The 17587-nt window shown below is 66.0% G+C and carries 19 protein-coding genes and 1 pseudogene; 14 read left to right on the forward strand and 6 right to left on the reverse strand.

Annotation, left to right across the window (positions count from 1 at the left end; genetic code table 11):
* Window positions 1–93: 93 nt before the first annotated feature.
* The 7 genes from GH815_RS12995 (at window position 94) to GH815_RS13025 (ending at window position 8061) form a co-directional block, all read left to right on the forward strand.
* Complete coding sequence (locus GH815_RS12995; RefSeq protein ID WP_153749245.1) at window positions 94–591, forward strand: hypothetical protein; 498 nt, start codon at window positions 94–96, stop codon at window positions 589–591.
* The gene (locus tag GH815_RS13000) at window positions 588–2516 is read left to right on the forward strand and encodes a hypothetical protein (RefSeq protein WP_153749202.1); all 1929 of its coding nucleotides are present in this window, start codon (window positions 588–590) and stop codon (window positions 2514–2516) included. The genes GH815_RS12995 and GH815_RS13000 overlap by 4 nt, the downstream gene beginning before the upstream one ends.
* Window positions 2517–2541: 25 nt before the next feature.
* Window positions 2542–4458 carry a hypothetical protein gene (locus GH815_RS13005; protein ID WP_153749203.1) on the forward strand — a complete coding sequence of 639 codons (1917 nt, stop codon included), beginning with the start codon at window positions 2542–2544 and terminating at the stop codon, window positions 4456–4458.
* A 516-nt stretch (window positions 4459–4974) separates the two neighbouring features.
* Complete coding sequence (locus tag GH815_RS13010) at window positions 4975–6237, forward strand: site-specific DNA-methyltransferase (protein ID WP_153749204.1); 1263 nt, start codon at window positions 4975–4977, stop codon at window positions 6235–6237.
* Window positions 6234–7607 carry a site-specific DNA-methyltransferase gene (locus GH815_RS13015; RefSeq protein WP_153749205.1) on the forward strand — a complete coding sequence of 458 codons (1374 nt, stop codon included), beginning with the start codon at window positions 6234–6236 and terminating at the stop codon, window positions 7605–7607. Before GH815_RS13010 ends, GH815_RS13015 begins: the two co-directional genes overlap by 4 nt.
* Complete coding sequence (locus GH815_RS13020) at window positions 7604–7819, forward strand: DUF7220 family protein (RefSeq protein ID WP_153749206.1); 216 nt, start codon at window positions 7604–7606, stop codon at window positions 7817–7819. Before GH815_RS13015 ends, GH815_RS13020 begins: the two co-directional genes overlap by 4 nt.
* 44 nt (window positions 7820–7863) lie before the next feature.
* Window positions 7864–8061: a hypothetical protein gene (locus tag GH815_RS13025; RefSeq protein ID WP_153749207.1), complete on the forward strand. Its 198-nt coding sequence runs from the start codon at window positions 7864–7866 to the stop codon at window positions 8059–8061.
* A gap of 51 nt (window positions 8062–8112) precedes the next feature.
* Here GH815_RS13025 and GH815_RS13030 read toward each other — a convergent pair whose 3' ends face one another.
* The 6 genes and pseudogenes from GH815_RS13030 to GH815_RS13055 form a co-directional block, all read right to left on the reverse strand.
* Complete coding sequence (locus GH815_RS13030; protein WP_153749208.1) at window positions 8113–8682, reverse strand: DUF3489 domain-containing protein; 570 nt, start codon at window positions 8680–8682, stop codon at window positions 8113–8115.
* Window positions 8683–8776: 94 nt separating this feature from the next.
* A pseudogene (locus tag GH815_RS13035) lies at window positions 8777–9045 on the reverse strand (hypothetical protein).
* A gap of 130 nt (window positions 9046–9175) precedes the next feature.
* Entirely contained in the window at window positions 9176–9481 is a 306-nt protein-coding gene (locus GH815_RS13040; RefSeq protein WP_153749209.1) for a hypothetical protein, read from the reverse strand.
* A 12-nt stretch (window positions 9482–9493) separates the two neighbouring features.
* Entirely contained in the window at window positions 9494–9628 is a 135-nt protein-coding gene (locus GH815_RS19400) for a hypothetical protein (RefSeq protein ID WP_281354792.1), read from the reverse strand.
* A gap of 96 nt (window positions 9629–9724) precedes the next feature.
* A complete protein-coding gene (locus GH815_RS13050; RefSeq protein WP_153749211.1) occupies window positions 9725–9946 on the reverse strand; it encodes a DUF6900 domain-containing protein in 222 nt (73 codons plus the stop codon).
* A gap of 2 nt (window positions 9947–9948) precedes the next feature.
* Entirely contained in the window at window positions 9949–10134 is a 186-nt protein-coding gene (locus GH815_RS13055; RefSeq protein WP_246176425.1) for a hypothetical protein, read from the reverse strand.
* 172 nt (window positions 10135–10306) lie between these two features.
* On the opposite strand from GH815_RS13055, the gene GH815_RS13060 reads away from it, so the two are divergent.
* The 7 genes from GH815_RS13060 to GH815_RS13090 all read left to right on the forward strand — a co-directional run bounded on the left by GH815_RS13060 (window position 10307) and on the right by GH815_RS13090 (window position 17582).
* Window positions 10307–10846, forward strand: coding sequence for a hypothetical protein (locus tag GH815_RS13060; protein ID WP_153749213.1), 540 nt, complete (start codon window positions 10307–10309; stop codon window positions 10844–10846).
* Window positions 10794–12830, forward strand: a complete 2037-nt coding sequence (locus GH815_RS13065; RefSeq protein WP_153749214.1) for a phage terminase large subunit family protein — start codon at window positions 10794–10796, stop codon at window positions 12828–12830. The genes GH815_RS13060 and GH815_RS13065 overlap by 53 nt, the downstream gene beginning before the upstream one ends.
* A gap of 11 nt (window positions 12831–12841) precedes the next feature.
* Window positions 12842–13051, forward strand: coding sequence for a phage head-tail joining protein (locus tag GH815_RS13070; protein ID WP_153749246.1), 210 nt, complete (start codon window positions 12842–12844; stop codon window positions 13049–13051).
* Window positions 13052–13062: 11 nt separating this feature from the next.
* The gene (locus GH815_RS13075) at window positions 13063–14550 is read left to right on the forward strand and encodes a phage portal protein (RefSeq protein WP_153749247.1); all 1488 of its coding nucleotides are present in this window, start codon (window positions 13063–13065) and stop codon (window positions 14548–14550) included.
* Window positions 14550–15989: a S49 family peptidase gene (locus GH815_RS13080; RefSeq protein ID WP_153749215.1), complete on the forward strand. Its 1440-nt coding sequence runs from the start codon at window positions 14550–14552 to the stop codon at window positions 15987–15989. Before GH815_RS13075 ends, GH815_RS13080 begins: the two co-directional genes overlap by 1 nt.
* A 102-nt stretch (window positions 15990–16091) precedes the next feature.
* Entirely contained in the window at window positions 16092–16472 is a 381-nt protein-coding gene (locus GH815_RS13085; protein ID WP_153749216.1) for a head decoration protein, read from the forward strand.
* Window positions 16473–16559: 87 nt separating this feature from the next.
* Window positions 16560–17582, forward strand: coding sequence for a major capsid protein (locus GH815_RS13090; RefSeq protein ID WP_153749217.1), 1023 nt, complete (start codon window positions 16560–16562; stop codon window positions 17580–17582).
* Window positions 17583–17587: the final 5 nt, after the last annotated feature.

Raw genomic sequence — 17587 nt, forward strand, 5'->3', positions numbered from 1 at the left:
GCGGCGGGGGAAACAATTGACGCTAGCCGCTGGGGACAAGATGTTGTTTGCGTACTGCACTCCCAGTCGCGCCTCCAAGCTCTCGACTTCTGGATGCGTAATCCTGACTACCTCGCCAATGAACTCCTAACGGAGTTTGAGACCTCCGGCGAACGCGATCTTCTGACGGTCGCGCAGCGCATATTCGATGAACGTGAACCTGATCTCCGACGCTTACCGATGGTGCGCTATCTTTTTGGGGCGTTCGAACCGCTCGACAATGCGCTGGCGATCCTGCGGGCAGCAGACCTCATTCGGATCAAGCGCGACGGTGTTCCCGGAGGCAAGATCCGCGAGCACGTCTATCTGTTGACTACCGCAGGCGAAGACGCGCTGGGCCGGATCGCCGCTGCGGCCCCCGAACTTGGCTGGTATCGTGATCGTGCCCGTATCGTGGCGCGGGTGGCAGGCGCACAGGGTGGCAAGGCGCTGAAGGACCGGCAGTATCTGCAGGCCGAATATGCTGGAACTGAGCTTAGCCATGTAATCCAACCGATCACTGATCGGGTGCTGGCACGGCTCGCAGCAATCTTGGAAGGGCTCGACGAATGAGCGGAAGTTGGCTGGAGGCGATCGCAGAAGAAGCCGGAGTGCGCCCCGTGCAGGCGGAACTAGCTCTTCGCAAACGAGGAATTGTGGCTGACAGACCTCTGCGCCCGGCGCGTACGCTGACGATACGCCGTATCGCCTTCAAGGGAGAAAAGCGCGGAACCGCACAAGGTGCGATCGACTTCGACTGGTCGGAGCTGACCGCCGGCGTCTGGGCTGTGACGAGCGAGCGAAACCTCCGTGGCAAATCGACCGTGCTGGAAATCCTGCTGTGGGCGTTACGAGGTAGGCCCAAGGGCTTGCAGGACGATGTGCGCCGGTGGTTGTCTTGGGTGTGCGTCGAATTCGATGTCGATGATCAGCGTTACGTAGTGGAGTTCGCGGTTGATGAGCGTGCTCCACATGGCAATTTGGTGCGTCGTCGCGTGTCAGGAGAAACGGACGAGCTGGATAGCTTCATTTCGGACGAGGGCTTCGAAGCCACAATGTCACGCTTCATGATGAACACGCTCGATCTCGACCCGATCACGGCGATGCAAGGCAAGGAGGACGAGCGCCAGGTCGTAGAGCATGGCTGGGCCGCGCTTTCGGGTGGTCTCTACTTCGGCGGCGACCACAAGCAGTTGCTCGGCGATGTACAGATGGCGGGCCTGCCAGCGCGTATGCTGCAGATGTATATCGGAATACCTTGGGCGACAACGGTGATGCAGGCGGGCACCGTCAAGCGCGAGCTTGAGCAAGAAGCCGAGAAAGCGTCCAAGGCTGCGAAGGCAGCGGCGAGAGAGGAGGAGACGGCACGCGCACGGATTGACGGTGAACTCCAGGCAGCGAAGAAGATTCTCGACAGCTTCGCGCAGGTGACGGGAACAGCCACCGAACTCGAACGTCTTGCTGGTGAGGTCGCTCGTCTTTCTCCGATCGCGCTCGATCTCGCTCAACGATTTGCCCGTGCCGGGACCGAAGCTACCGAACTGGAACGCCTCGCCGCGGCGGACGAGCGTGCGGTTCGTGATCTGCGCGAGAACATCGTCGCAACGCAATTCTTCAACGGCCTTCAGCCTGTTTGCTGCCCGCGCTGCGAGGCGCGCGTGTCGAGCGAACGGCTGAAGCGCGAAAGCGCTGATCTAAGTTGTTCGCTCTGTGCCGAGGAGATTCCGATCGATGCAATGGAGGGCGCGAGCGACGGGCTTGAAGCGATCGAGCAGCGTTTCGCGGCCGCCAAAGCTGCCGCCGATCGCGCGCGCGCGTATGCCAAGACACTCGGAGACAAGTCGAAGGTGAGTAGCGACGAGCTCGAGAAGGCACGCCAGGAGCTCTCCACGGCGGCGGCGAGCGCCACATTCGAAGAACGTCGAAAAGCTGAACTTGATGTCGCACGGCTGGAGGGCGCTCTGAAGGAGCGCCAGGCGCCCGCGACATCCCCCATTATTCCGCCTGACTTAGCGCTTGTCAGCGCGGCCCATGCAGAGGCAGACAAAGCCTACAAGGCTGGTCGCGGCGACATACTTGAGCGATTGAACACGGAGATTCTCTCACTGGGAAAGCAGCTTGGCGTGCAGATGCTCGAGGAAGTCAAGTTGAACACCAATGCTTCTCTTCTCCTTACCAAGGGCGGCGTGCCTACCAGCTTCAGCAAGGTGACGGCAGGCGAGCGACTGCGGTTGCGGATCGCGACTGCGGTGGCTTTGCTTCGGGTGGGAAAAGAACGTGGCCTTGGCCGCCATCCCGGACTCTTGATCGTCGATTCCCCTGCCGCTGAAGAGGTTAGTCCCGATGACCTAGCCGCCGTACTGAGCGAGCTTCAGGCGATTTCGCGTGAAACCGCTGGACTGCAGATCATCATCGGAAGCGCCAATGCCCGCGCGATTATCGATCAGCTCGGCGAGCAATGGTGCCGGTCCACGACAGGCGACGATTATCTATGGTAACGCGGTCACCATCGCGCTTCACGGCATGAGCGCGCTTGCTCTTCTCGAGGCGCGTCTGGCTAACAACCAGCCGATCACGATCGACGATCTTGGTGGCGTGGAGGAAATCCTCGCTGACGCTGATCAACTCTATGCAGCGCCTTTTCTCGACATCCTAGCTGACGTGATCAGTGCGGCCCCACCCCCCGAAAGCGCGCAGCTCCATGATTTCCTAGTTGGCGGCTTTGATGTCGCACGCGATCCGCAATCTTTCCGAGACGCAATCGACCGGCTCATCAGGAACGCGACGCTGCGCGCTGCCATAGCACAGTCGGTCGTCCCGATCTTCACGCGGCGAATTAGGCAACACGCGACAGAGCGCGAGGCACTTATCGCCGCCTATGCGCTAGAAGGACTTTTCCGTTTCGCGCTGGAAGGCGATGTAAGTCGTCACCGCCCCCTGCTCGAACTCGCCGAGGTCGCGCCCGATGTGCCGGGCCCTTTCGCCCAGCATATCGCGAAGATTGGCGGTGCCGCCTTCCATGCATGGGGCGATGACGAACTGCTGACGATGCTCCACCGGCTTCTCGACAATGAGGAAGCAGAAGGCGAAGCGGCTTTCGAACTCGGCCTGGCACATCTGGCACGCGCGCTCGATGGCGAAGATATGGCGACGATCCTTGTCGGCCTAGGCACGGCGCGGCTGGTGTTCGAGCGCGCGTGCGAGGCGGATGATGATCGGTCGGACGCGCGGGCCTATCGCTCGGCGATTGATCTCGTTCTCGGCTTTGCGGCGAACCGGAGTGCCGCTGATATGCAAGGGACGCTGACTGATCTGGTCACCGCCGCACGGGATCATTCAGCAGTTCTGCGCACCGGCAGCGTGGCACCATGGCTTGCGCCCCGTCAGGACGTGGATCTTGAATGGTTTGAACTCGCGCGCACGGTCCAGCGCGCGACCGACGATCTTGGCCGTCCGAGCTGGATCAATGCCGCCACGACCATGGATCGCATTCTCGCCGTCTATGACGCAAGCTGCACAATCGCGCACGGCGACGGACTGCGATCAGTGCTGCGGCCCCGGGTCGAGGCTTCTTTCTTACGCGAACGCGGCCTCGCCGCCCATCTCGACGATCTACTCAGTGAGGGCCAATGGCCCGATGCACAGCGAACGATCGCGCAAAATCTTCGCACCCGATTGGATGAGGCCTACCGTGCCGGTGCCGGACCGGGAAAAGCCGGGGAGAATGAGCAATATCCTCTGCTCGCGCGCATTCTCCCTGAGGGAACTTCGACTGAGCAGATTCCTTCTGACATGGTACGAGCTCTCGAGGCCAGGCTCGCAAGCCATGCCGCGCGTGGCCCTGAGCTTGCCAATCCAGTCCTGCAACGAGTGTTAGCGACGTTACGTTGTCAGTTGTCCGCCAGCAGCGAGTATACAGGCGAGGTCAAGCAGGCGTTCGACGCCATCCTCCAACAAATACTGATTTTCTGTAGTGACCGTCAAAATGCAGGGGTTCGCGATCTTGGTTCGCGAGGAGCCTATTTGCGCGCTCACGATCCGAGTGAGGCCGAGTTCCAGTCAGACCTCCGCGACTTCCTCAAGGGCAATCTGCTGGGCGCCGAGGTCTTGTCCGAAGTTAGCGGTATCGCGACCGGAAGGACCGACCTCTACATCACCCACGGCGGCCTCGCCTTCGTTATCGAACTCAAGAAGCACGATGGCGCATTTTCCCGTGTGACCGCCAACCGCTACAATGCGCAGGCAACCAGTTATCAGGCGGCCAATGTCCGACTCGGATTTCTCGGCGCACTCGAACTTGTTGATCGCCCCGGGCCGGTGCCAAGCATCGAAGAATGTCTCTGGCACAGCGCCTTTGTTCCCGAAGGTGGCTCGCTCCCCCGGCACCTCATCGTCTTCAGGGTTCCCGGCCGATTGAAATCCCCATCTGCGCTTCGCTAGAGTTTCTATACCTTTGGCATCGCGCGTTCCTGCACAATGCGGGCTATACTTCTCTTGGGACAGCCGCTCGGTGTCGACTTCTGCGTTTTCAGTGAGCTGCCCCTAGGGCCGAACACATCGCCCCCCTGCCCATGGTTCCTCCCCGGCCCGATCCGTATACGGGGGGGCTGAGCGCGGCAGTTTTCCAGCGTCTGGCCATTTCGCCGGGGAATCCACCCGGAAGCCACCTTCGCCCGCGCGTCTGAAATTCTGACTCAGGTTCAAAGACTTACGCGCCGGGGTCGCTGCCGCGGTGGATTCCAGGCCGGAAGCCAGGGAAGCCACCTCCGGGGAAGCCAGGCGACGGGAAGCCACCCTCGGGATGTGACCCACCGGAAGCTGCTGAATCCACGTCGCTTTTCCGGTTGACAGACCTGCCCCCATTGACCTACCCCTTGATCATCGAAGAATTGCGCCCGGAGGAGCCCCCTCGCGGGCGCTTTTCATTTTCCTCCCCCACATCTCGAGCCCCATCCCATGGACCTGGTCTTCTCGCCGAGCCAGATCGAAACCTGGCCGATCGACCGGCTGCGCCCCTATGCCCGCAATGCCAAGATGCATGGCGACGACCAGGTGGCGAAGATCGCCGCCAGCATGGCCAAGTTCGGCTGGACCGTGCCCTGCATGGTGGCCGACGACGGCGAGCTGATCGCGGGCCATGGGCGCGTGCTGGCGGCCACGATGCTGGGGCTGACCGAGGTGCCGGTGATCCGGCTCAGCCACCTCGACGATGCCGAGCGCCGGGCTTACCGGATCGCCGACAACAAGCTCACCGAGTTGGGGGAGTGGGACGAGGCGCTGCTGCGCGACGAGATCGCGGGGCTGCTGGCCGAGGATTTCGACTTGACGCTGCTTGGCATCAGCGATGATGACCTCGACGCGCTGTTGCGGGATCACGAAGCGCTGGGCGGCGATGGCCCCGTCGAGGGCGAGGACGATGTCCCGGAGCTGCCGGTCACGCCGGTGTCGGTGGCGGGCGACCTTTGGCAGCTTGGATCGCACCGGTTGATCTGCGGCGACAGCACCTCGGCCGATGTGGCCGGGCGGCTGCTGGGTGACGTGCGCCCCCTGCTCATGGTCACCGATCCCCCCTATGGCGTGGAGTATGACCCAAGCTGGCGCAACCAGGCAGGGGCCGCGAAGACGAAACGCACCGGCAAGGTGCTTAACGACGACCGGGCAGACTGGCGCGAGGCTTGGGCGCTGTTCCCGGGTGACGTCGCCTATGTCTGGCACGGCGCGCTCCATGCGGCGACCGTGGCTGACAGCCTGATAGCGGCGGGCTTCGCGATCCGCTCGCAGATCATCTGGGCCAAGGACCGGCTGGTCCTCAGCCGCGGCGATTACCACTGGCAGCATGAACCCTGCTGGTATGCGGTGCGCGCGAAGGGCAAGGGCCATTGGGCCGGAGACCGCAAGCAGACCACGCTGTGGCAGATCGCCAACCGGGATCAGGACGCCGACACCGTGCATGGCACGCAGAAGCCGGTTGAATGCATGCGCCGCCCGATCCTGAACAACTCCAGCCCCGGCCAGGCGGTCTATGAACCCTTCATGGGATCCGGCACCACGCTGATCGCGGCCGAGACCACGGGCCGCGTCTGCTTCGGGATCGAATTGAACCCGGCCTACGTTGATGTCGCCATCGAGCGCTGGCAGTCCTTCACCGGACTGGAGGCCGTGCTGGCGGAAACCGGCGAGACCTTCGCCGCCCTCAAGGCGAAGCGGCTCGCGGCATGAACGCGCCCCTCCTGCCCGGTCGGATCGAACACTGGCCGCTTGCGCGCCTTCGCCCCTATGCCCGCAATGCGAAAACCCACGATGCCGATCAGGTCACGAAGATCGCCGCCAGCATGGCCGAATTCGGATGGACCGTTCCCTGCCTCGTCGCGGCCGACGGCGAATTGATCGCGGGCCATGGCCGCGTCCTGGCCGCAGCGAAGCTCGGGCTGGCGGAGGCGCCGGTCATCGTGCTCGGCCACCTGACCGAGGCGCAACGTCGTGCCTATCGCATCGCCGACAACAAGCTTACCGAACTAGGCGGGTGGGACGAGGCACTCCTGCTCGAGGAACTGCGGGGCCTGCTGGCCGAGGATTTCGACCTCGGGCTGATCGGGATCCCCGAGGACGAGCTGGACGCGCTGCTGAACGATACCGATGACCGCGCGCCCATCGACGATGACGCGGCCGACACCATCCCGGAGGCCCCGGCTGACCCGATCACCCGCCCCGGCGATATCTGGGCGCTGGGCGACCACCGGCTGATCTGCGGCGATGCGACCGACCCGGCCGTGGTGGCGCGGCTGATGGATGGGGCGCAGGCAGCGCTGATGTTCACCTCCCCGCCCTACGCCCAGCAGCGCGACTATGGCGCGGCGAAGGAGAAGGTCGGTGATTGGGATGCGTTGATGCAGGGCGTCTTCGCCGCCGCGCCCGTCGCCGCCGATGCCCAGTTGCTCGTCAACCTCGGCCTCATCCATCGCGATGGCGAGTGGATCCCTTATTGGGAGGGCTGGGTCGACTGGATGCGGGCGCAGGGCTTGCGGCGGTTCGGCTGGTATGTGTGGGATCAGGGGCCCGGCCTGCCGGGTGACTGGAACGGGCGGCTGGCGCCGTCGCACGAATTCATCTTCCACTTCAACCGCCAGCCCCGCAAACCGCACAAGACGGTCGAGAGCAAGCACGCAGGCGAAACCCTCGGCGGCGGTGGTCTGCGCGGGGCCGACGGCACGGTCCATCGCAAGACCGGTTTCGGCAACGCGATCCAGAGCCACCGCATCCCCGACAGCGTCTTCCGCATCATGCGCCACAAGGGCGGGTTGGGCGCCGCCGGATCGCACCCGGCTGTCTTCCCTGTGGCGCTGGTCGAGGCGGTACTGGACGCGTTTAGCGATCCAGGCGACCTGGTGTTCGAGCCCTTCTGCGGTTCTGGTACCCAGTTGATCGCCGCACAACGCACCGGGCGGCGCTGCTGCGCGGTGGAGCTGGATCCCGTCTATTGCGACGTCGCCATGCGGCGGTGGGAGATGGCGACGGGGCGAGCGTCCCACCGGATCACCGAACAGGAGGAGGCGAGGAAACCAGCGCGCCGGTCGAGGAAGCGGGCATGACGCAGTCGCGCCGCATGTCCATGGTCGAGGCCATCACCAATGTCGTCGTGGGCTACGCGCTGGCGATCGTCACGCAGATCGTCGTGTTCCCATGGTTCGGCCTGCACCCCAGCCTCGGCGAGAACCTGGCGCTGGGCGCGATCTTCACCGGTATCTCCCTGATCCGGGGCTACACCCTGCGCAGGCTGTTCGAGCGCTGGCGCGCGCCCTGAGCGGATCGCTGGCATGTCCATGCGCTGGCTGGTAACCTCAAGACATGTCCGAAGGCTGGCAGCATATCGAGATCACCGATCACGGGACCATTGTTGTCCTGCGTCCGGTTTCGGACGAGGGGCGGGCATGGCTCGAAGAGCATGTCGGCGAGCCGGGGCCGGGCGGGGTCTACAGCTGCGAGCCACGCATGGCGCAAGACATCCTGCAGGCGGCCGCCCGCGATCTGCTGTCGTGGCAATGAGCAACCGCCGCCCTTGCGGGGCGGCGGCATGGCAAGGCAATCCGGACCTGCTCAGGCGGTCAGCTTGTAGACGGTCCCCCTGCCCTCGACTTTCTCGGCGGTGACAGGCAGGCCCAGCTTCTTCTTGAGCGCCCCGGAGATGGCACCCCTCGCGGTGTGAGCTTGCCACGACGTCGCCTCGACGATCTCGGCAATGGACGCACCCTCGGGGCGCTGAAGGAGCGCGATGATCTGCGCCTGCTTGGTGCCTGCGCGGATGGCGACGGGCTTTGGTGCCTCGGTGACCTCGGTCGTAGGTGCGACTTCCGCTCCCGTCTGTGGCTTCGCCTTCCGCGCGCTGGCGACGGCGCTGGTCACCACCGGCTCGATCCCGATGGCTTCCAGCCCGGCTTCGGTGGCGATCAGCGTGGTGCCGTGGCCGTCGCCGGTCTCGCGCCAGAGCGGCTCGCCCCGGCGGAGGTCGGCATCGACCTCCTCCAGCCAGCCGCGCTTGATCATCGCGGTGACGGCCTTCTGTGCGGCGGCGCCGTGCAGGCCTTCGGGCAGCGGCATGGCCAGATTGCCAGGGCGGGTCGCCGCGCGGCTGAGGATGAGGCTCTGGGTGTCGGTGAGCTTGGACATGGGTCGTCTCCGTGATCAGGGCCGCGATCATCGCCGGCCTTCTACGACCCCAGGCCGCGCTGGCGCGCGGCAGGAGTTCCGGCGGTGCCGGAGATCAGCGGGCGTGTTCGCCCTCGCCGAAGGCGCTGTCGGTAATGCGCTTCAGGAGGCTGGCATAGTGCTCAAGCGTGCCGACCATGGCCCAGCCGACCTCGTCGGGGTGGCAGTCGAAGTGTTCGTCGCTGAGCGCCTGCAGGCGGGCGAGCATCTCGTCGATCTCGGCCTTCTTGCCGATGAAGGCGGCCAATGCGGCTTCGGATTGCGGCGCGCCTTCTTGGCGCCGAGTTCATGGCGCGGGGTGGTGATCGGGTTGAGGCGGGTCATAGGGGTGGCTCCGTGGTGAGTTGCATCGTTTCCGTGAAACGACCATCGCTCCGGTGCGGCGATTATCGTAGCGAATTCAGAGTAATAGGATTGCTATCTGATCGCCACGTAGCGCGCCTGCGCGACGGGATCATGGCCGCAGCGCTTCGGGCTGCGCAGCCTCGGGATCCAGTTCGACCCACGCCCCATCCTGCCAGACATAGAGATGGCAGAGTTCACGGGTCGGGCGCGACAGGATCGGGGGCTCGCGAGGCGGATCGAAGCAGTCGAGCTCGTCCACCCGGACCTGCCGGACTTCCTTTGCCGCAAGGATGTCCTCAGGCGTCCACGGGGCCAGCGCGGGCAGCATGTGCGAGGGGTAGCCGTCGTAGTGGCAATAGATGTGGGCCCATTCTTCGGGCCCAAGCTGGATGGCGATCTGTGCGCGGGTGCTCATGGTGGTTCCCCTTCAGATCAGCTGCAGGCTGGCCAGCATCGTGCTGGCAGCGGCAAGCTGGGTGGTCGGCAGTTCGATCTTGATGTGCGAGATGACGTCCGAGGCCTCGGCCGCGATCCCCTCGTCGCGCAGCGCGGCCTCGATCATGCGGGCGGCGGCGTCGGGGCCCTTGAGGTTCAGCGGGTCCGGCAGTGCTGTGTGATCGATGCGGATGGTGGCGATGGCGGTCGTGGGCCTGTCCTTTCAGGGTCGGGTTTCGGAGGGAACGGTTGCGACGCCCGCGCGGCGTCCCGCCTCGAAGGCTTCTTCGAGCGCGGCGCGTATGGCCCAGACGGCGACGTCGTGGAAATCCAGCCGGTCCCAGTTCCGGGTCTCCAGCGTCTCGAGGTGGAACTGGCGCTGGGCGATCTCGAGAAGCTGTGCGTCGCGCTGGGCGGTCGGGTCGGTGTTCTTGCGGCGCGCCATGGTCAGTCCTCCCAGCGGTGTTCGGGGTAGGTGGTCCGCGCGCGGGCTTCCTCGCGCATCATCTCATGGGCCTTGGCCATCTCGACCATCCCGTCCTCCTGGCTCATCCGCCCGGACATCACCTCGTCCATCACCCAGTTCACCCGCTCCTGCGCGGGGCTGGTGTGGTTGCGCCACCCCTCGCTCATCGAGCTGTGCCCCATTCTCTCCTGTGCGCGCATGGCTCTCTCCGATCCTTGTCCAAGGGGTGCGATGCACCCGTTTCGTTGGGATCAGACTCGCTCTATCCGGGAGTGTAATCAACTGAATAAGAAGAGTATTTCCGTTTAATTCCAATATCTTGAGGATCGCCAAAGCGCCATGGAAGGCATGTCCGAACGCGCCTATGCCGCCCATTCCGGCCTCTCGCGCGGGGCGGTGCAGAAGGCGCGGAAGAACGGGCGGCTGGTGCTCTTTGCCGACGGGTCGATCAACGCCGCCGCCTCGGATGCTCGGCGCGGCACGATGACCGATCCCGACCAGAAGATGCGGTCGCGCGGCGGTGGCGAGGGGATGATCAGCGGGCCGGGAGAGACATCGTCCTACATCAAGGCCCGCACTGCGCTGACCGTCTACATGGCGCAGGACAAGCAGATCGCCATCCAGAAGAAGAAGGGCGTGCTGGTCGACCGCGCGCGCGCCGAGACGCTGGTGTTTCGCCTTGCGCGCCAAGAGCGTGATACATGGGTCACATGGCCCACCCGCGTGGCCGCGCTGATGGCCGCGCAGTTGTCCGCAGAGATGGAGAAGGCCTCGGGGGTGCCCGTGACGATCGAGACTGCGATCCTGCAGAGGGTGCTGGAAACCCATGTCCGAGAGCAGCTCGACGCCCTCGCAGACCTCCGGGTCAGCATTGCATGAAGGAGAACAGGAACACGACCTGACAGAAGACCTCGGCTTCGACGGCGCGGAAGACATCCTGCGCGCCTGGCGGCGGGGCATCCGCCCGGACGCCGATCTGACGGTGTCGGAATGGGCCGACGCGCATCGCTGGCTCAGCTCGCGGGCCTCGGCCGAGCCCGGGCGGTATCGCACCGCGCGTACGCCCTATCTGCGCGCCATCATGGATGCGCTCTCGCCCGGTCATCCCGCCCAGCGCATCTCCTTCATGAAGGCCGCGCAGGTCGGCGCGACCGAAGCCGGCAACAACTGGATCGGCTTCGTGATCCATCACGCGCCGGGGCCCATGCTGGCGGTGCTGCCCACGGTCGAGATGGCCAAGCGCACCTCGCGCGGCCGGATCGATCCGCTGATCGCAGACAGCCCGGCGCTGCGTGAACGCGTAAGCCCCGCCCGCTCGCGCGATGCCGGGAATTCCATGCTCTCGAAGGAATTCCCGGGCGGCATTCTGGTGCTGACCGGGGCTAACAGCGCGACCGGCCTGCGGTCGATGCCCGCGCGCTATGTGTTTCTGGACGAGGTCGATGCCTACCCGGCCTCGGCCGACGAGGAGGGTGACCCGGTCACGCTGGCCGAGGCCCGGACCACCACCTTCGCGCATCGGCGCAAGGTGTTCATGGTCTCGACGCCCACGATCCGGGGGCTGTCGCGCATCGAGCGGGAGTTCGAGGCCAGTGATCAGCGGCGGTTCTTCGTGCCCTGCCCGCATTGCGGCCACAGGCAATGGCTGCAGTTCGAGCGGCTGCGCTGGGCGAAGGGCCGACCGGAAACGGCGACGTACCATTGCGAAGGGTGCGAGCGCTCCATTGCCGAGCACCACAAGACGGAGATGCTGGCGCGCGGCGAATGGCGTGCAACGGCGGTGTCGGCGGACCCGGCTGCAATCGGCTTCCACCTTTCGGCGCTCTATTCGCCGATCGGGTGGAAGAGCTGGGAACAGATCGCGCGTGACTGGCTGGCCGCCCAAGGCTCGGACGAGATGCTGCGCGCGGCGCGCAACACGCTGCTGGGCGAGACCTGGATCGAGAGCGGCGAGGCCCCGGAATGGCAGCGGCTGGCGGACCGGCGCATCGCCTTCCCGGCGCAGATCCCCGCGGGCGGTCTGTTCCTGACCGCTGGGGCGGATGTGCAGAAGGACCGCATCGAGGTTGATGTCTGGGCCTGGGGCCGTGGGCTGGAAAGCTGGCTCGTCGATCACATCGTCATTCCCGGCGGGCCGGATGATCCGGCCTGCTGGGACAAGCTGACCACCCTGCTGAACCAGACATGGGCGCACGAGAACGGCGCGTTCATGACGCTGGCCAAGCTCGCCATCGACACGGGCTACGAGTCGGCGGCCGTCTATGCGTGGGCGCGCAAGCAGGGCATCGCGCAGGTGGCACCGGTGAAGGGCTTGGAAGGCTTCAACCGGGCCACGCCGGTATCCGGGCCGACCTTCGTCGATGCCACGGTGAACGGGCGGAAGCTGAAGCGCGGGGCACGGCTCTGGACGGTGGCCACCGCCACCTTCAAGGCCGAAACCTATCGCTATCTGCGCATCGAGCGGCCGACGGACGAAGACATCGCGCTGGGCGCGCCGCATCCGGCAGGGACGATCCACCTGCCCGACTGGGCCGACAGCGAATGGCTGAAGCAGCTGGTGGCCGAGCAGCTGGTCACGGTCCGCGACCGGCGTGGCTATGCCCGCCAGGAATGGCAGAAGCTCCGCGAGCGCAACGAAGCGCTGGACGCCCGGGTCTATGCACGCGCCGCAGCGTGGATCCTCGGTGCCGACCGGTTCGATGAGCGTATGTGGCGGCAGCTGGAGAAGCAGGCCGGCATCGACAGCGCGGCTGTCGCGGCTGTCCCGGCAGAGCAAGTAAAACCTGATGCGCCAGAAGCCGGGCGCATCACCGCACCCCGGCGGCGCGGCTGGAAGATCAGCACGCCCCGATACATGGAATGACCGGAACACCGATGACCCTCGATGATCTGAAGGCACGCCATTCTGCGCTGCTGGCCGCGCGCTACAGCGGCACGCGGTCGGTCAGCTATGACGGCAAGAGCATCAATTATGGCTCCGACGCCGAACTGGCCGCCGCCATCGCCGATATCGAGCGCCGGATCGCGGCGCTGGAACGGACCAGCAGGCGCGTGTTGCGCCCCTTCGCCGTGAAGGATCTTTGATGGGCGGCGCGATGAACTGGCGGCAGCGCCTCGGGGCCTTCATCGGCGGGTTCGATGCCGGCCAGCATCATCGGCGCCTGCGCGGGTTCCGCGCGACGCGGGCTCATGTCAACGCGCTGATCGCGGCTGCCGGGCCCGACATCACGGCCCGCGCGCGCTGGCTGGTGCGCAACAATGGCTATGCGGTGAATGCGGTCGAGAGCTGGGCGGCGAACACCGTGGGGGACGGGATCAAGCCGATCTCGAAGATCGGTGATGCCGCGCGCAAGGAAGAGCTGCAGCGGCTCTGGCTCGCCTGGACCGACGAGGCCGATGCCGAAGGGCTGACCGACTTCTACGGGCTCCAGCGCCGCGCCGCCCGCGAGGTATTCATGGCGGGCGAGGTGTTCTTCCGGATCCGCATGCGCCGAGCGGGTGACGGGCTGACAGTGCCGCTGCAACTGCAGATGCTGCCTGCCGAGATGCTGCCGCTCGAGCAGACCGGCACGGCGGCCAATGGCAATGCCATCCGCCAGGGGATCGAATTCGACCGGATCGGGCGGCGCGTTGCCTATCACTTCCTGCGCCGCCACCCCGGCGACAGCACCGATCCGGGGCTGGCGGGCGAGGTGGTGCGGGTGCCGGCCGCCGAGGTCATCCATGTGATCGACCCGGTCGAGGGCGGCCAGCTGCGCGGAGTCTCGAAACTGGCCCCGGCCATCGTGAAGCTGTTCCTTCTGGACCAGTATGATGATGCCGAGCTGGACCGCAAAAAGGTCGCGGCCATGTACGCGATGTTCGTGACCTCGCCCGCGCCCGAGAACCCGCTCGCGCAGGCGGAGGACGAGGACGCCCCTGCAAGTGTCGAGCTGAGCCCCGGTCAGATCGTGCGGCTGGATCCGGGCGAGGATGTGACTGTGGGCCAGCCTGCCGACAGCGGAGCAACCTATGAGCCGTTCCAGTACCGGACGCTGCTGCAGATCTCGGCCGCGCTGGGCATCCCCTACCCGTACCTCGCCAACGACATGGTGAAGGGCAACTTCTCGAACTCGCGCCTGGCGCTGATCGAATTCCGGCGCCGCGTCTCGGCCTGGCAGCATTCGGTCATGGTCTGGCAGCTCTGCCGACCTGTCTATGCCCGCTGGATGGATGCGGCCGTGCTTTCCGGTGTGCTGACGCTCCCTGGCTACGAGGCGAACCGCGCGCGGCTGCTCACTGCGGACTGGTTGCCCACGAAATGGGACTGGGTCGATCCGCTGAAGGACGCCAATGCCGAGATCGCCCAGATCGAGGCGGGGCTCAAATCCCGCACGCAGGCCATCGCCGAGCGCGGCTACGACGCCGAACAGGTCGACCGCGAGATCGCCGCGGAACGGGCGCGCGAGCGGTTGCTCGGCCTCGACTTCCGCCGCCCCGGATCGCCCGCGCAGGGCGTGCAGGCCGTGCCGCAAAGCGACGACGACACCGACACAACCGATGACGCGGAGGACCGCCCGCGCCCAGACGAGGACCGGACCTGATGCTCCACGCCCGGATTGCCGCGCGCGCCTTCAACACGCCGCTGCTGGTGGAACCCTCCAAGGCCATGGCCTTCCTGTCCGGCCTCGGTCCCCGCATCTTGGGGCGACGGGTCGAGACGGTCGATACCGTTGAAGCCGCCGATGCCACCCCCACGACCGCCCTGCCCGCTCGCGCCAGCTTGCTGGCGGGCGGTCTGGCGGCCAGCTACCGCCATCATGGCGAAGCGCCCTACCCGGTCGTCGACGGCATCGCCGTGATCGAGATCGCGGGCGTGTTGATCCATCGCGGCAGCTGGATCGGGCAATCCTCGGGCCAGACCAGCTACGAGGGGATCGCCGCACAGATCGAGGCGGCGGCCAGCGATCCGGCAGTGCGCGGCCTGGCATTGGAAATTGACAGCTTTGGCGGCGAGGTTGCCGGGGTTTTTGATCTCGCAGATCGCATTCGTGCAATTCGCACCCAAAAACCGGTCTGGGCCTTTGTCGCCGAACACGCCTTCTCGGCAGGCTATGCGCTGGCGAGCCAGGCGGATCGTATCCTGCTGCCGCGCACCGGCGCGCTGGGCAGCATCGGGGTCGTGGTGCTCCATGCCGACCTCAGCGGCCAGCTCGATCAGGACGGGGTGCGCGTGACGCTGATCCACTCGGGCCAGCACAAGGTCGATGGCAATCCGTATCAGCCGCTGCCCGAGGGCGTGCAGGGCGACATCCAGCGCGAGATCGACGTGCTGAGGTTTCTCTTCGCGGAGACCGTGGCGGCTGGGCGTTCCGGCAAGTTCAGCCATGAAGCAGCGCTGGCCACAGAGGCCGCGACATATCGCGGGGCGGATGCTGTCGCCGCAGGTCTCGCCGACGAGGTCACCGATCTGACGCGCGGCTTCGCGGCGTTCCGGCAGATGCTGTCCCGCACCGCGACACTCTCTCCCATGCGCACCACGCGCGCATCCCTTCCCCACCCCAGACAGGAGGCAATCATGGCCACCGAAAACGAACCCGACGACAGCCCGAAGGACACCGACATCGACCTGAATGATGCGGAGGACGGTGGCAGCGATGATATCGTTGCCCCACCTGACCTACCGGCTCCGCCCCCCGCAGCAGCTGTCCCAGCCGAAGCCGCCGCGCCAGCTTCCACCCAAGTCACGCCACAACCCGGCAATCTGGCCGAGCTCTCGGCGCAGCTTCGCGAGGCGGCGGCGGAGATTGCCGAGATCGCGGCGCAGGCGGGCCGCCTCGGCATCGCCATCGACGCGGCGAAGGCGCTGCGCGAGGGCACCACCCCCGAGGCCCTGCGCCGCCTGGTGCTCGAGCGCGCCAGCGCGGCCGCCGACGCGCGCGACATCGTTGCCGCTCCGCGCTCGCCGGTCCTGCCGCTGGCGAAGGAAAGCCCCATCGTCGCCGCCGCGAAGCGCGCCGCAGCATCGGGTAATCGGGCCTGAAGCCCGACAGCCCCCACCGCTCCCCCTGAAACCCGCCCCTCGCCCCCGCCGCATCCCTGCGGCGGGGTTCGTCCCCTGCATCCCTGAGAAAGGCACCCCGCCATGACCGTCCTTCATCAGCCCGCCACGATGGGCGATGTCCTCAAATACGAGGTCAACCCGAACTTCAATCGCGAGACCGTCACGCTGCTCGAGGGCACGAATTATCCCGTCGGTGCCGTGCTTGGCAGGATCACTGCCAGCGGCAAGTACAAGCTCGCCACCTCGGGCGGCTCGGACGGCGCGCAGACCGCGAGCGCCGTGCTGCTCTACGCGGTCGATGCCAGCGCGACGGACGCCATCGGCGTGGTGGTCGCGCGCGGCCCGGCCATCGTCTCGAAGGCGGCGCTGATCTTCGACGCCACCGTCGATGACGCGCCCAAGACCGCCACCAAGCATGGCGAGCTTGCCGCGCTCGGTATCGTCCCCCGCGACACCGCCTGAGCAGTCCTGCCGCGGCAGATTGCCTGAACCCGCCCCGCGCACAGCAAACCCAACCTCCCTGCCCCCCTCTTAACCCCGGAGTTCCCCATGACCATCACTCGCAACCCATTTGACGCGGGCGGCTATTCGCTCGCCGAGATGACGCAGGCCATCAACATCCTGCCCAATCTCTACACCCGGCTGGGCCAGATCGGCCTCTTCCGCTTCGAGGGCGTGACCCAACGCTCCATTGTTATCGAGCAGCGCGAGGGGGTGCTGAGCCTCCTGCCCTCGGTCCCGCTGGGCGCGCCCGCCACCGTCGGCAATCGCGAGGCGCGCTCGATGCGCAGCTTCGCGCTGCCGTGGATCCCGCATGACGACGTCATCCTGCCCGCCGATATCCAGGGAATGCCCGCGCTGGGCGTCTCGGATGCGGCCGATCCGCTGGTCGAGGTCATGAACCGCAAGCTGACGCTCATGCGCCGCAAGCATGCCCAGACCCGCGAATACATGGAGATGAATGCCCTGCGCGGCATCGTGAAGGATGGGGCAGGCACCACCCTCTACAACTACTTCACCGAATTCGGGCTCGACCAGATCTCGGTCGACTTCGTCTTCGGCACCGCCGGCACCAACATCCAGGGCAAGGTCCGCACCACGCTGCGCGCGATCGAGGACAATCTGCTCGGCGAGACCATGACCACCGCCCATGCGCTGGTCAGCTCCGAATTCTTCGACAAGCTGATCAGCCATCCCAAGACCGAGGACGCCTACAAGTTCTTCTCCGCCACCGGCGGCCAGCCCCTGCGCGAGGACATGCGCCGCGCCTTCCCCTTCGCGGGCATCCTCTTCGAGGAGTACAACGGCTCGGTCACGCTTTCGAACGGCACATCCGAACGCCTGATCCCCACCGGCGAGGGCATCGCCTTCCCCATGGGCACGTTCGACACCTTCACCACCTATGGTGGCCCGGCGAACCTGCTGGAAACCGCCAACACCGTCGGCCTGCCGCTCTACGCCCGGCAGATGATGGACGCCAAGGGCCGCTGGATCGACCTGATGACCGAGGCCTCGATCCTGCCGGTAAACAAGCGGCCCCGGCTGGCCATCCGCCTGCACAGCTCGAACTGACGGGC

The sequence above is a fragment of the Rhodovulum strictum genome, assembly GCF_009649175.1.
In the GTDB taxonomy this organism is placed as follows: domain Bacteria; phylum Pseudomonadota; class Alphaproteobacteria; order Rhodobacterales; family Rhodobacteraceae; genus Rhodovulum; species Rhodovulum strictum.